General features: G+C 74.6%; 8 protein-coding genes and 1 pseudogene. 3 read left to right on the forward strand and 6 right to left on the reverse strand.

Translation table 11 applies throughout. The features are described from left to right. Window positions 1-520: 520 nt before the first annotated feature. The gene (locus CD790_RS35155; protein ID WP_313956492.1) at window positions 521-1,834 is read right to left on the reverse strand and encodes a lipid-transfer protein; all 1,314 of its coding nucleotides are present in this window, start codon (window positions 1,832-1,834) and stop codon (window positions 521-523) included. Between the two features lie 351 nt (window positions 1,835-2,185). Next, window positions 2,186-2,593: pseudogene (locus CD790_RS35160) on the reverse strand (Zn-ribbon domain-containing OB-fold protein); the annotation flags it as partial. 382 nt (window positions 2,594-2,975) lie between these two features. Here CD790_RS35160 and CD790_RS10055 point away from each other — a divergent pair. Beyond that, window positions 2,976-3,845, forward strand: coding sequence for a M15 family metallopeptidase (locus tag CD790_RS10055; protein ID WP_399217252.1), 870 nt, complete (start codon window positions 2,976-2,978; stop codon window positions 3,843-3,845). Here the strand turns inward: CD790_RS10055 and CD790_RS10060 are convergent. Together CD790_RS10060 and CD790_RS10065 are read right to left on the reverse strand one after the other, a co-directional pair. After that, on the reverse strand, window positions 3,842-4,423 hold the full coding sequence (locus CD790_RS10060; RefSeq protein WP_144382677.1) for a hypothetical protein: 582 nt from the start codon (window positions 4,421-4,423) through the stop codon (window positions 3,842-3,844). The genes CD790_RS10055 and CD790_RS10060 overlap by 4 nt on opposite strands. 98 nt (window positions 4,424-4,521) lie before the next feature. Next, window positions 4,522-7,533: a TIM-barrel domain-containing protein gene (locus tag CD790_RS10065; protein WP_399217225.1), complete on the reverse strand. Its 3,012-nt coding sequence runs from the start codon at window positions 7,531-7,533 to the stop codon at window positions 4,522-4,524. A 282-nt stretch (window positions 7,534-7,815) separates the two neighbouring features. On the opposite strand from CD790_RS10065, the gene CD790_RS10075 reads away from it, so the two are divergent. Further along, window positions 7,816-9,891 carry an acetoacetate--CoA ligase gene (locus CD790_RS10075; RefSeq protein WP_144382678.1) on the forward strand — a complete coding sequence of 692 codons (2,076 nt, stop codon included), beginning with the start codon at window positions 7,816-7,818 and terminating at the stop codon, window positions 9,889-9,891. Between the two features lie 151 nt (window positions 9,892-10,042). Beyond that, window positions 10,043-11,092 (forward strand): hypothetical protein, encoded by a 1,050-nt coding sequence (locus CD790_RS10080; protein WP_260867452.1) that lies wholly within the window; start codon window positions 10,043-10,045, stop codon window positions 11,090-11,092. Window positions 11,093-11,176: 84 nt separating this feature from the next. Here CD790_RS10080 and ptsP read toward each other — a convergent pair whose 3' ends face one another. Further along, the gene (gene ptsP / locus CD790_RS10090; RefSeq protein WP_144382679.1) at window positions 11,177-12,847 is read right to left on the reverse strand and encodes a phosphoenolpyruvate--protein phosphotransferase; all 1,671 of its coding nucleotides are present in this window, start codon (window positions 12,845-12,847) and stop codon (window positions 11,177-11,179) included. A gap of 83 nt (window positions 12,848-12,930) precedes the next feature. Beyond that, the gene (locus tag CD790_RS10095) at window positions 12,931-13,380 is read right to left on the reverse strand and encodes a PTS glucose transporter subunit IIA (RefSeq protein ID WP_144382680.1); all 450 of its coding nucleotides are present in this window, start codon (window positions 13,378-13,380) and stop codon (window positions 12,931-12,933) included. Window positions 13,381-13,792: the final 412 nt, after the last annotated feature.

A 13,792-nucleotide genomic window follows, 5' to 3' on the forward strand; every position in this document is an offset into this window, starting at 1 on the left:
CGAAGACGTTCACATGGAGCGGCAGCAGCGCCTCCTGCCGGGCCGCGGCGCGCACCGCCAGCGCGGCGAGTTCGGCGTCCAGCTCCGGGTCCCGGCGGGCTCGGGCGAGGACGTCCCCGGACTCCGGGCGGGCGAGGATCTCCAGCGCGGTGACCGACGCCGTCGTGAGGTTCACGACGGGCTGGTAGGCGAAGCGAAGATCTTCCGTCCAGGAGCGCACGGAAGCAGGATGGCCTGTCACGGCCGGTCACGGGAGATGGTTCACGCGGAGTTCACGCGGCTTTCGGCGGCGCCGGCGGTGCGCGGGGGAGCGTTCGACGGAGCGTGTCGCGTACCCTGCGCGGCCACCGCGCGGGCGGGCCGCGCGCCGCCGTCAAGCTGACCGTCGTCCACGACGACGCGCCGCCACCGCGCGGGCGGGCCGCGCTCTCCTCCGCCCGCTCTCCCCGGGACCACGACGCCCCCGGGGTCGGCCGTCCTTCGGTCGCCCACGACTCCCAGCGGGCCGTGCGGTGTCTCGCTAGACCGTCACGACGACCGCCGCGCCGTGGCCGAACAGCCCCTGACACGCGCTGAGCCCGACCCGGGCCCCGGCCACCTGCCGCTCGCCCGCCGCTCCCCGCAGCTGTCGGGTGAGTTCGCAGACCTGGGCGATGGCCTGGGCGGGGACCGCCTCCCCGAAGGAGGCCAGCCCCCCACTGGTGTTGACCGGGACGCGGCCGCCCAGGGCCGTCGCGCCGCTGAGCAGCAGCCGCGCGCCCTCGCCCGGGGCACACAGCCCCAGGGCCTCGTACCATTCCAGTTCCAGGGCGGTGGAGAGGTCGTAGACCTCAGCCAGTGACAGGTCCTCGGGGCCCAGACCGGCCTCTTCGTAGGCGGCCCGGACGAGGGAGGCCCGGAAGTCTTCCGGCGACCGCGCGGAGGAGCGGACGGACTCCACGGCCCCCCTGTCGGGCCCCGCGACCACGGCGACGGGGGGCGTGGGTGGGTCGCCGGCCCACGCGGGCGCGAGGGCGGGTGCCACCGCCGGAGCGTCGGGCACCGGACCGACGGTGGCCCTGGCGGTGGTCGAGTCGGTGGCGAGGTCCGGCAGGTCGAGCTCGGTGCGCGGATAGCGCGGGGTGACGGTGGAGACCGCGCGGAGGCGGACCGGGCGCGCCACGCCGTGTCTCCGGGCGAAGTCCGCGGTGGCCAGCACCAGCGCCGCGGCCCCGTCGGAGGTGGCGCAGACGTCCAGCAGCCGCAGCGGGTCCGCGACGACGGGGGAGCCGGTGACCTCCTCGGCGGTCACGCGCCGGCGGTAGCGCGCGTAGGGGTTGGCCGCCCCCGCGGCCGCGTTCTTGACCTTGACGCGTGCGAAGTCCGCCGGCGTATCGCCGTACACGGTCATCCGCCGCCGCGCGTAGAGCGCGAAGTAGGCCGGGTTGGTCGCGCCGAGGATCCGGAAGCGCAGCCAGTCCGGGTCCTCGGGGCGATCCCCTCCGGCGGGCGCGAAGAAGCCCTTGGGCGCGGCGTCCGCGCCGACCACCAGCACCACGTCGGCCAGCCCGGACAGCAACTGCGCGCGGGCGGCGGCGATGGCCTGGGCGCCGGAGGCGCAGGCCGCGTACACGCTGGCGACCCGTGCCCCCTGCCAGCCCAGCGCTCGCGCGAAGGTGGCGCCCGCCACATGTCCGGGATAGCCGCCGCGCACGGTCTGCGCACCGATGACGGACGGGATGGCGGACCAGCCGAGTCCGGCGTCGGCGAGCGCCGCCCGCGCCGCCACGACGCCGTACTCGGCGAACGGCCGCCCCCACTTGCCCCAGGGGTGCATGCCGACACCGAGCACCACGACCTCCCCGACCTCCCCGCGGCCGTCGGCGGCCCGGTCGGCCCCGTCGGCGTCGCCGACCCGCCCCCGAGTGCTCCCCACGCCCTCCTCGGACCCGCTCCGTACGCCTCCCGCAGGCCGGCTCTGTAAGCCCTCCCCGGGTCCGCTCCGTACGCCCTCCTCGGGCGCGGCCGCCCGTACGCCCGTCCCGGCCCCGGTCCCCAGGTCCGGGCTCGCCGGGGCGGGCGCGGCGGGGGCGGTTTGGAGGAGGTCGTCCGCCCGCGGGGCGCCGGGCGGCTCTACGGGCGCCTCGGCCCGCGGCTCGCCTCCGGCCCGCGTCCGCGGCCGCGTCGGCGGACCCGGCTCACGCGTCGGGCGCCAGTGCCAGGTGGTCCAGACCTGGTCGTCGTCCTCGCGGAGCACGCCGAGGACGAGCTCCACCTCCATGCCGACGGACAGTCGGTCCGTCGCCAGCCCCGGCACCCCCTGACCGAGGACCACCATCCCCTCGGCGGCCAGCTCCACCGCGAGCAGCGTGTACGGCTCCCAGGGCCGCCCGGCCTGCCCCGGGTACGGCGCGGGCGGTCGGTAGCGCCCGTCGGTGTACGACCACACCCGCCCCCGTCGGGAGAGCGGCACCTCCTCCGGCTCCGCGGCCCCGCAGTCCGGGTTACGGCAGAAGGCGTCCTCGCGCGGGAAGAAGACCGCCGCGCACCGCCGGCATCGCGTCCCCAGCAGCCGGAAGCCCGTCGCGTCCTCGGTGAACCACCCCGGCACCACCGGCTTCCGCCCCTTCGACACAGTGGACCTCCCGGCACCTGACGAGCCGTCAGAAAATGACGAGTGTACGAGGGCCGGCGATGAGCGAACAGGGGGCAACCAGCGACGGGCCTCGTGCGTCCACATGAGCGTGACCGGTCGACCGGGGCTCACGGGGGTGGCTCCGATCGACCGGTCACCCCTCCCGCCGTCGCCCGTAGGGCCCCGTGGGGCTCCGTCGGTGCCACCGTCGCTCGACTCGGCGCCGGCCGAGCCGGCGGCGGCAGCCGGCGGCCGTAGCGGTCGGTCAGCCGTTCGGCCGTTGGGTAGGGAAGGGGGCATGAGACGACCCTCCTCCCGGCTGTCCAACCGGCTCTCCTCTCGGCCGCACCGGCTCCGTGCCCTGACCGCCGCGGGCGCCGCCCTCTGCGCCACCGTCGTCACGGCCCTGACTACCGTGACGGCTGCCCCGTCGGCGGCGTCAACGCCCTCCACGCGCTCCTCGCCTTCCGCGCCCTCCACGACTTCCGCGGCCACCGTCCCGGGCCGGGCCGAGTCGGAGCCGAAGGCCCCCGACGGGTTCGTGGCCCTGCGGTCCACCGACCCGACCATCCTCCACGACATCAGGTACGTCACCCGGCACAACTTCACGGGGGTGCCGGTGGACGGCTACCGACAGCCGGTGTGCATCCTCACCCGCCCCGCCGCCGAGGCGCTGCACCGGGCGCAGCGCGAGCTGCTGCGCCGCGGCTACTCCCTCAAGGTCTACGACTGCTACCGCCCGCAGCGCGCCGTCGACCACTTCGTGCGCTGGGCGAAGGACCTGGACGACCAGCGCATGAAGGCGGAGTTCTATCCGCGAGTCGACAAGTCGAGGCTGTTCCTGGACGGCTACATCGCGGAGAAGTCGGGGCACAGCCGCGGCTCCACGGTCGACCTCACCCTCGTGAGGCTTCCGGCCAAGCCCACCCGGCCGTACATCCCCGGCGAACCGCTCCGCCCCTGCCACGCCCCGCGCGCCGAGCGGTTCCCCGACAACTCCGTGGACACCGGCACCGGCTACGACTGCTTCGACACCCTCGCGCACACCGAGGACCCGCGTGTCCAGGGCGAGCAGCGCGCCTACCGGACGCTGCTCAAGAGCACCCTGGAGCGGCAGGGCTTCGTGAACCTGCCCGAGGAGTGGTGGCACTTCACCTACCAGCCCGAACCCTTCCCCGACACCTACTTCGACTTCCCCGTGTCCTCCCGCTCCCTCTTCCCGCGCGGCTAGCCGCCGCCGACCGCCCAGCCGGCGATCTCCCGGCGTATCGCCCTCAGCTCGCGGGTCGCGGCCGGCAGGTCGCCCAGCTCGGGATGGGCGGGGGCGTCCTCCCAGCACGCGTACAGCTGCCCCGATCGAGTCCAGGCCAGGAGATCGACGATCCGCGTGAACGGCGACGAAGCGTACGGCGGAACCGGATCCTCGTCGTCCGCGAGGTCGCCCGCACGCAGGTCCCGTCCCGCCCGCAGGCGCAGCCAACCCGCCGCCGAGAACGCCGACTGGGCCACCGGCCCTCGCTCCCGGTCCTGGTCCTCGGAGAACGCCAGGCCCAGAATGATCAGGGCCTCATGGAGCGCGTCGGCGTCGGTCGGCTCGCCGGCGGCCGCCGCGCGGAGCGCCCGCACCACCCCCGCGCTCGACAACGCGGGATCGTCGCTGATCTCCTCGTCCTCCTGCTCCGCGCGATCCAGCAGTGGGGCGATCAGGCCGTAGAGGGCGCCGACCCGCTCCCGCGGGTCCAGGTGACCGGCGAACTCGTCGATGTCATCCAGCAGTTCCGGGTAGTCGCGGTGGGTCGTCTCCGTCATACGAACCTGGATAGCACGGGGCACCGACATCGCCGCCCGACACGTCCGCCGCCCTCACCTCACCCGGCCCCGAGACCTCGCTCCGCGCGGGGCACCGGCTAGCCGCGCACACGGAAGGGGTACGTCACCTCCTGCGACCCCTGCTGCTCCACCACCACGCCACCGCCCCGCAGCCGGGTGGTGAAGCGGGCCACGGTCGGCGGCTCCCAGCCGTCGCCGGAATCCGTGATCAGCATCCCGCCGCCGGTGCGCCCCGGGGCAGGCGTCCACACCTCCAGCTCGACTCCGCCGTCCGCCCCCGCCACCGGCACCACGGAACCGGCGCGGGCCAGCACCGGGACCCGTGCCAGCGGGGCGTCCAGCCACACCCGGCCCGGACCCTCGTACGCGCGGCCGGTCGCCGTGTCGTACCAGCGGCCGCGCGGCAACCGCACCGCACGCCGCTCCACGCCCTCCTCCAGCACCGGCGCCACCAACAGCGAGTCGCCGAGCAGGAACGCGTCCTCGCAGTCGCGCAACGCGCGGTCCTGCGGCCACCGCCACCACACCGGGCGGGCGTACGGCGCCCCGGTGCGCCGCGCCACGTGCGCGAGGGTGACGAAGTACGGCAGCAGCCGTCGGCGCTCGCGCAGCGCCGCGGTCGCGTGCTCCAGCACCCGCGGACCGAACTCCCACGGCTCGCGCCGCCCCGCGAAGACCGCCGAGTGGGTACGGAACAGCGGCAGGTACGAGGCCATCTGGAACCAGCGCAGATACAGCTCGGGGGAGGGCGAACCGGTGAACCCGCCGACATCCGGCCCGGAGTACGGCACTCCGCACAGTCCCAGCCCCAGCGCCAGCGCCAGCGAGGCACGCAACCCCGCCCAGCCGGTCGCCACGTCACCGGACCAACTGCCGCCGTAGCGCTGCATGCCCGCCCAACCGGAGCGGGAGAACAGGAACGGGCGCTCCGCCGGGCGCAGCTCGCGCAGCGCCTCGTACCCGGCGCGGGCCATCGCCAACGCGTACACGTTGTGCGCCTCGCGGTGGTCGCCGCCGTGCCCCTCCAGCGCGTGCCGGGCCGAGCGGGGCAGCGTGGGGTCGCCGAAGGCCGCGAACGACACCGGCTCGTTCATGTCGTGCCAGAAGCCGGAGAACCCCTGGGCCAGTCGCTCCGGGTACAGCCCGCCCCACCACGTGCGCACCCGTGGATCGGTGAAGTCGGGGAAGACCGCCTCACCCGGCCACACCACGCCGCGCACCGCGCGGCCGCGCGCGTCCCGCACGAACGCGTCCGCCGCCACTCCGGCGTCGTAGGTCTCGTTGCCCGGCTCCACCTTCACCGCCGGGTCGATGATCGACACCAGCCGCACCCCCTCGGCGCGCAGCTCCGCCGCCAGCCCCGGCAAGTCCGGGAACCGCTCGGTGTCGACGGTGAACACGCGGTGACCGCGGTAGTGGTCGATGTCCAGGTGCAGCGCCGACAGCGGCAGGTCGCGCTCCCGATAGCCCGCCACCACCCGCCGCACCTCGCGCTCGTCGCCGAACCCCCAGCGCGCGTGGTGGTAGCCCAGCGCCCAGCTCGGAGGGACCGCCGGCGCGCCGGTCAGCGCCGTCCAGCCGTGCAGCACCCGCGCCGGGGTGCCCACGATCACCCAGTAGCGCAGCGGCCCGCCGTCCATGCGCACCTGACAGGCGCCCGGACGGTCGTGGCCCGAACCCGCGCCCTCCTCACCCTCGCGCAGGGTGACCACGCCGTCCCAGCTGTTGTCGTGGAAGACCAGATGGGTGCCCGCGTCCGCCACCACCAGCTGCACCGGCATCGTCAGGTACAGCGGATCGTCACCCGGCTCGAAGCTGCCGCCCGGGTCCGTGTTCCAGAGCCGGTAGGAGCCGTCGCGCAGCCGCGGCCCCCGCGACCGTCCGCCCAGCCCGAAGAACCGCGCGTCCGCCGCCACCTCGGACCGCTGCACCCAACGCGCCCGCCCGGCCCCGCCCTCGACGGCAACCCCGACTTCGGCGGTCGCGCCGGCTTCGGACCTCGCGCCGGCGGCCTCACCGGCTCCGGCGGCGTCACCGGCTTCGGCGGACGTCGGGGCGGGACCGGCGCCGGACCCGGCGGCCGCCCCCGCGCGGTCGTCGGGCAGGGCACCGGGGTTCGCGGCGCTCCCCGCGCGGTCGTCATGGACGACAGCCGTACGCGCGACGGCCCCCGCGTGGTCGCCCCGCGCCTCGTCCGCTCCCGCGCGGTGCCTCCGTGTCCCGTCGCCTTCCGCGCGGTCGCGGCTCTCTATGGCCTTCCCCACGCGCGCCTCTCCCGCGCGGCGGCCGGCCCCCACGGCGTTCCCCACCGCGTCCCCCACGGCGTCCGCCAAGGGGTCCCTCAGGCCGTCCGCCGCGTCGCTCGCCACGGCCCCGGGGCGGTCGCTCGCCCGCGCGTCGCCCGCGCCGCCCTTGTCGCCGGCCGGGTCCTCGCCCCGTGCCGGGCCGAGGACCCGGGCGACGGCGGCGTGGGCGCGCCCCGGGAAGTCGGCCGCGACCGGACGGCGGCGGCGCACCGGCGCCTGTTCCGTCGCGCCGTCGGCGGACCCGACCGCGCGGTCCGCGCCGGCCGTCGTGCCCTCCGCGCGGCCGGAGGAGACGCCCCCGCGCCCGGTCGCCGCCTCCGCCCGGTCGGTCGGCCGGTTCGCCCGCCCGACGGATCGACCCGTCCGGCCCACCGGGACGTCCTCGGCCGGCTCCCACCACCGCGGCGGCAGGTCGCGGCGGAGCACGACGCCGCCGGGAGTCCGGACCTCGACCGCGCCGAGCCGGGAGACGACCACCGTGACCCGCTCGGAGACGACCCGCCAGCCCCCGTCGGTGTCGGGCTCCAGAACGGCCCGCTCGTCCGCATCCGGGCAGGGACCCGCGAGGGCGTACGAGGGTTCGGGGCCGGCGCCGTCCCAGCCGCAGAAGACGGCGCCGCCCGCCGCCACCCGCACCCGCAGCGTCGACCGTGCGAACCGCACCACCCCGCCACCCGGCTCGGGCTCCGCCGTCAACGCCACCCCCGGGACCCGGGCGCGCTCCGGGCCGCGAGGCGGTAGTCCGACCGCGTCGGCGCGGCTGCGCCGCCACGCCGAGCGCACCGAACGCAGTCCTTGAGCCGTCCCAACAGACCTCACCGTCCGAACCAGGTCACGCGCATCCATGCTGCTCAGCCTGCCATTGCCGAAGGGCGGACCGTGCACCGTTCAACTCCCGTTCACTCACGGGTAGCGCACATCGCGCCATGTCTCCCTGTGTGGCGGCGGCCCTGGTGTGTGCGGTGATCACATGGCATCGTCTGGCTGAGCCGCGTCAGCAGCACACCCCGCACAGGGCGCGGTGTCGCCCACGACGCGTACCGCCGTCCAGCCCGGGAGCCGAAGATGACGACCGCCGCACCCCAGCCCGCCCAGCAACCGGAGCCTCTCTGGCAGCCCGGCCCGGACCGGATCGCCCGCGCCCAGCTCACCCGCTTCCAGCAGTGGGCGGCCGAGCGGCACGGCGCCCCGGCCGCGGGGTCCGGGGCGAGCGGGCAGGGCGGGCCGGGCACCCTGGGCGGTCTCACCGGCCTGGAGGGCCCGGCCGCGGACTACGCCGCGCTGCACCGCTGGTCGGTGGAGGAACTCGGCCGGTTCTGGCAGGCCGTCGCGGAGTGGTTCGAGGTGCGCCTCACCCATCCGTACGAGACGGTGCTGGCCGGTGCCGACATGCCGGGGGCGACCTGGTTCCCCGGCGCCACCCTCAACTACGCCGAGCACGCGCTGCGCACCGCCGACGACCCGGACCGCGCGGACACCCCGGCGCTGCTGTGCGTCGACGAGACCCATGAGCCGGTGCCGGTCAGCTGGGCCGAGCTGCGCGACCAGGTCGGCGCGGTCGCCGCACAGCTGCGCCGCCTCGGGGTGCGCCCCGGCGACCGGGTCAGCGGCTACCTCCCCAACATCCCCCAGGCCACCGTCGCGCTGCTGGCCACCGCGGCCGTCGGCGCCGTGTGGACCTCCTGTGCCCCCGACTTCGGCGCACGCAGCGTTCTGGACCGCTTCCAGCAGGTCGAGCCCGTCGTGCTGTTCACCGTCGACGGCTACCGCTACGGCGGCAAGGAGCACGACCGCACGGAGACCGTCGCCGAGCTGCGCCGCGAGCTGCCCACGCTGCGCGCCGTCGTCCACATCCCGCTGCTGGGCACCCCCACCCCCGACGGCGCGCTCGACTGGGCCGCGGTGACGGCCGAGAAGGCGGCGCCGGTCTACGAGCAGGTGCCCTTCGACCACCCGCTGTGGGTGCTCTACTCCTCCGGCACCACCGGGCTCCCGAAGGCCATCGTCCAGTCGCAGGGCGGCATCCTGCTGGAACACCTCAAGCAGCTGGGCCTCCACTGCGACCTCGCGCCGGGCGACCGCTTCTTCTGGTACACGTCCACCGGCTGGATGATGTGGAACTTCCTCGTCTCCGGCCTGCTCGTCGGCGCCACCGTCGTGCTCTACGACGGCAGCCCCGGCCACCCCGACACCGGTGCCCAGTGGCGGATCGCCGAGCGCACCGGCGCGACCCTCTACGGCACCTCCGCCGCCTATGTGATGGCCTGCCGCAAGGCCGGCGTGCACCCGGGGCGCGACTTCGACCTCTCCCGCGTGCGATGCGTCGCCACCACCGGCTCGCCGCTCCCGCCCGACGGGTTCCGCTGGCTCCACGACGAGTTCGTGGCGACCAGCGGAGACATGTGGATCGCCTCCGTCAGCGGCGGCACCGACGTGTGCAGCTGCTTCGCCGGCGCCGTGCCCACCCTCCCGGTCCACATCGGCGAGCTCCAGGCGCCCGCGCTGGGCGTCGACCTCCAGGCCTGGGACCCCCAGGGAAAGCCGCTCGTCGACGAGGTCGGCGAGCTGGTCGTCACCCGACCCATGCCCTCCATGCCCATCCACTTCTGGAACGACCCCGACGGCAGCCGCTACCGCGACAGCTACTTCGAGATGTTCCCGGGCGTCTGGCGGCACGGCGACTGGATCACCCTCACCTCGCGCGGCAGCGTCGTCATCCACGGTCGCTCCGACTCCACCCTCAACCGGCAGGGCGTCCGCATGGGCTCCGCCGACATCTACGAGGCCGTCGAGCGCCTCCCCGAGGTCCGCGAATCCCTCGTCCTGGGCGTCGAACAGCCCGACGGGGGCTACTGGATGCCGCTCTTCGTCCACCTCGCCCCGGGCGTCTCCCTCGACGACGAACTGCGCGACCGCATCAAGCGCACCATCCGCGAGCAGCTCTCCCCACGGCACGTCCCCGACGAGATCATCGAGGTGCCGGGCGTGCCGCACACCCTCACCGGCAAGCGCATCGAGGTGCCCGTCAAGCGGCTGATGCAGGGCACTCCGCTGGACAAGGCCGTCAACCCCGGCTCCGTCGACGACATGGAGCTGGTGCGCTTCTACGAGCGCATCGCCCGGGAGCGCGCCGCCGACTGACCCCGCCGTTCGACCGGGGCCCGGCGACCGGGCCCCGACGACCGGCCCCACCCGGCCGCCGGACACCGGCGCCGTGCCACGGTCACCCTGCGTTGTCAGTGCCCTCGGTTACGGTGAGTGAGCATTGGTCGACCGACGCTGAGGGGGAGCCATGGCACACACCAGAAACGGCGGCGAACGTCATCACGGTCCGCAACCACCCGGCCGGTCCCGAAGGCCGGGCACCTCGCGGCGCGCGCTGCGTCGCGAGGTGCCCAGCACCGTGGGCCTGCTGACCGACGCCGAGGACTTCGCCGCCATGCGGCGGTACGCGACGTTCGGCTTCACCGACCACGCCGCCTACCTCCACCAGATGGACGGGCTGCTCCGGGAGCTCGCCGCCCGGCAGCCGCACATCACCGTCGCCCTGTTCGACCCCGTCGAGTACGAGGAGTTCTGCGAGGACGCCGGGCTCGAACCGGACCACCCCCACAGCCGCACCCGCTATGTCGCCGAGCTCGCCGCCGCCGGGCCCACCGTGCCCTACACCGGCCAGCCCGTCGAGCTCCTCGTCCCGCGACTCATCGAGGCGGCGGAGCAGCAGAGCACCGCGGAGTACGCCACGGCACTGCTGTCCCGCCTCGGCGACTGCGCCGACTGCGGGGCGGACGTCGCCGACGCCGCCTTCCGCCGCGCCTCCGCGGCCCTGCGCGAGCTCCTCGCGGCGGCGGGGCCGGGCGTGCACCACTACGTGTGCAGCGTCCCCGCGGCCGGCGGCCCGCTCAACGCCGTCCTCCACGTCGAACACCCGGCGGACGACTCGCCGCGACTGGTCGAGGCCGAGGCCGCCGTCTTCAGCACCGTGCTGTCGGTGGCCATCGCCGCCGACAGCCCCGGCGGCATCGTGCTGCGCTCCACCGTCCCCGGCGAGCCCGACCGGGTCCGCGGCTGGGTGCTGCACGCCGGCTGGCTGCGCCCCCTCTCCGAGGGCGAGGTCTTCACGGCCTACTGCACGGACGCCGACACCGGAGAGCCCATCCCGCCCGAGCACGGGGTGGAGTACGCCGCGGGCTTCCTCCTGCCCCGGCCGGAGGAGCGCGCCGAGCCGGACCCGGCACCGGAAGCGGAAGCGGAAGCAGAAGAGGAAGCGGAAGCAGAAGAGGAAGAGGAAGAGGAAGAGGAAGAGGAGCGGGAGGAGCGGGAGCCGGGGGGAGAGGAGTGAGACGACGCGGGGGCGTGTCCCGCACCCCTGGTGCGGGACACGCCCCCGGACGACCGCGGCCGTGAACCCGTCAGACGGCCGGGCTCACTCCCCGGAGAGGACTGCTTGTGCGGCGCGGCGTGCTTCGTCGGGGGTGTCGGTGGCGCGGGCGGCGGCCGCGGCGCGTTCGCACTGGGCGAGGGTGTGTTTGGCGAGGGTGGCGCGGACGTAGGGGATGGCGGTGGCGCCCATGGAGAGGCTGGTGACGCCGAGGCCGGTCAGGACGCAGGCCAGGAGGGGGTCGGAGGCGGCTTCGCCGCAGACTCCGCAGCTTTTGCCTTCGGCGCGGGCGGCGTCGGCGGCCAGGGCGATGAGGTCCAGGAGGGCGGGTTGCCAGGGGTCCTGGAGGCGGGCGAGGGTGCCGACCTGGCGGTCGGCGGCGAAGGTGTACTGGGCGAGGTCGTTGGTGCCCAGGGAGAGGAACTCGACCTCTTGGAGGAGGGAGCGGGCGCGGAGGGCGGCGGAGGGGATCTCGACCATGGCGCCGAACTTGGCGTTGAGTCCGGCGGTGCGGCAGGCGTCGGCGAAGGCGCGGGCGTCGTGGCGGTCGGCGACCATGGGGGCCATGACGTCGAGGTGGACGGGGAGTCCTTCGGCGGCTTTGGCCAGGGCGGAGAGTTGGGTGGCCAGGATGTCGGGGTGGTCCAGGAGGGTGCGCAGGCCGCGGACGCCGAGGGCGGGGTTGGGTTCGTCGGCGGGGGTGAGGAAGTCCAGCGGTTTGTCGGCGCCGGCGTCCAGAACGCGTACCACCACGCGGCCCTCGGGGAAGGCTTCCAGGACGCTGCGGTAGGCGTGGATCTGCTTGGCCTCGGAGGGGGCGTTGCGGCTGTCGTCGAGGAAGAGGAACTCGGTGCGGAACAGGCCCACGCCCTCCGCCCCGGCCTCCACGGCGGCCGGCACGTCCCCCGGGCCGCCGATGTTGGCCAGCAACGGCACCTTGTGCCCGTCGGACGTGGCACCGGGACCACTGGAGGCCGCCAACGCCGCCTTACGCTCCTCGGCGGCCCTGGCCAGCTCGGCGCGCTTGGCTTTGCTCGGCTCCACGAAGAGGTCGCCGGTGCTGCCGTCGACGGCGACGACGGTGCCCTCGGCGATCTCACTGGCGCCCGGCAGGGCGACGACGGCGGGGACGCCCAGGGCGCGGGCGAGGATGGCGCTGTGGCTGGTCGGCCCGCCCTCCTCGGTGACGAAGCCCAGCACCAGCGTCGGGTCCAGCAGGGCGGTGTCCGCGGGCGCCAGATCCCGCGCGATCAGCACATACGGCTCGTCGCTGTCCGGCACACCCGGCATCGGCACACCCAGCAGCCGCGCCACGATCCGGTTCCGCACATCGTCCAGGTCCGCGACCCGCCCCGCCAGGTACTCCCCGGCGCCGGCCAGCAGCGCCCGGTACGCGGCGAAGGCGTCGTACACCGCGCGCTCGGCGGTGCTGCCCACGGTGACGCGACGCTCGACGTCGGCCATCAGCTCCGGGTCCTGGGCCATCATCGCCTGGGCCTCCAGGACGTGCTGCGCCTCGCCGCCCGCCAGGTTGCCACGGGCGATGAGGTCGGCCGCGACCGCTTCGACGGCCTTACGCGCCCGCCCCTGCTCGCGCGGCGCCTCATCCGCCGGAATCTGCTTCGCGGGCGGCTCCAGGACGGCCGTCCCCACGTGCCGCACCTCGCCGATCGCCACACCGTGGCTGACGCCGACGCCCCGCAGCGTTGTCTCCATGTCACCCGTCTCCGGTCGTTGCGGCGGATCGCGCCCGCGCCGCCGCGGTGGATGTCGTACTCGCCGTCAGCCCGGCGTGCGGCTCAACGCCAGGTGAAGAGGGTGTCCCCGGGCTTCACGTCGCCGTCCTCACGGAGCTCGCCGAGGACCTCGGCGGTGGCCTCCAGCGCGACGACCGGGGAGATCGGGGACTTGCCGGCCGCCTCGACCGCGGCCGGGTTCCAGCGGATGAGGGCCTGGCCCCGGGTCACCGTGTCGCCCTTGTTCACCAACAGCTCGAAGCCCTCACCGTTGAGCTGCACGGTGTCGATGCCCAGGTGCGTCAGAACGCCGTGGCCCTCCGGGTCGACGACGACGAACGCGTGCGCGTGGAGCGAGACCACGATGCCGTCGACGGGGGCCACCACATCGGACGGCTCGCGCACCGGGTCGATCGCGGTGCCGGGGCCCACCATCGCGCCGGAGAACACCGGGTCGGGCACTGCCGCGAGTCCGATGGCGCGTCCGGCGATCGGGGACGTCACGGTGGTCATGGGAGGCCTCCCAGGCGTGGAGATCGATCTCGTGGCCGTCACTCCGTGTCCCGGACGGCGTACTGTCCAGAAGCGTAAGTCATAGGAACTGGGGATTCCGCATGAACTGTCGTCTCTCGACAGCCCGCAAGGGGCGGATTCGATTTGCCTCGGCTGAGCGAGAGCTGTACTGTCGGATGCCTGCCCCGGAAGAGACACCGCACTCGATGCGGTGGCTACGGGAGCGGCGCTCATTCAGATGCAAGATCCGAATCTCAGATCCACTTCTGCATGCCTGCAGATGAGAGTGGTTCAGAGCGAGGGAAAAGCCCTGATAGAGTGTGAAACACCGAAGGGAAGCGCCCGGAGGGCCCGGTGAAACGGGGCCGAAGGAAGCGTCCGTTCCTTGAGAACTCAACAGCGTGCCAAAAGT

Source organism: Streptomyces sp. SAJ15, assembly GCF_007595705.1.
Taxonomy (GTDB): Bacteria; Actinomycetota; Actinomycetes; order Streptomycetales; family Streptomycetaceae; genus Streptomyces.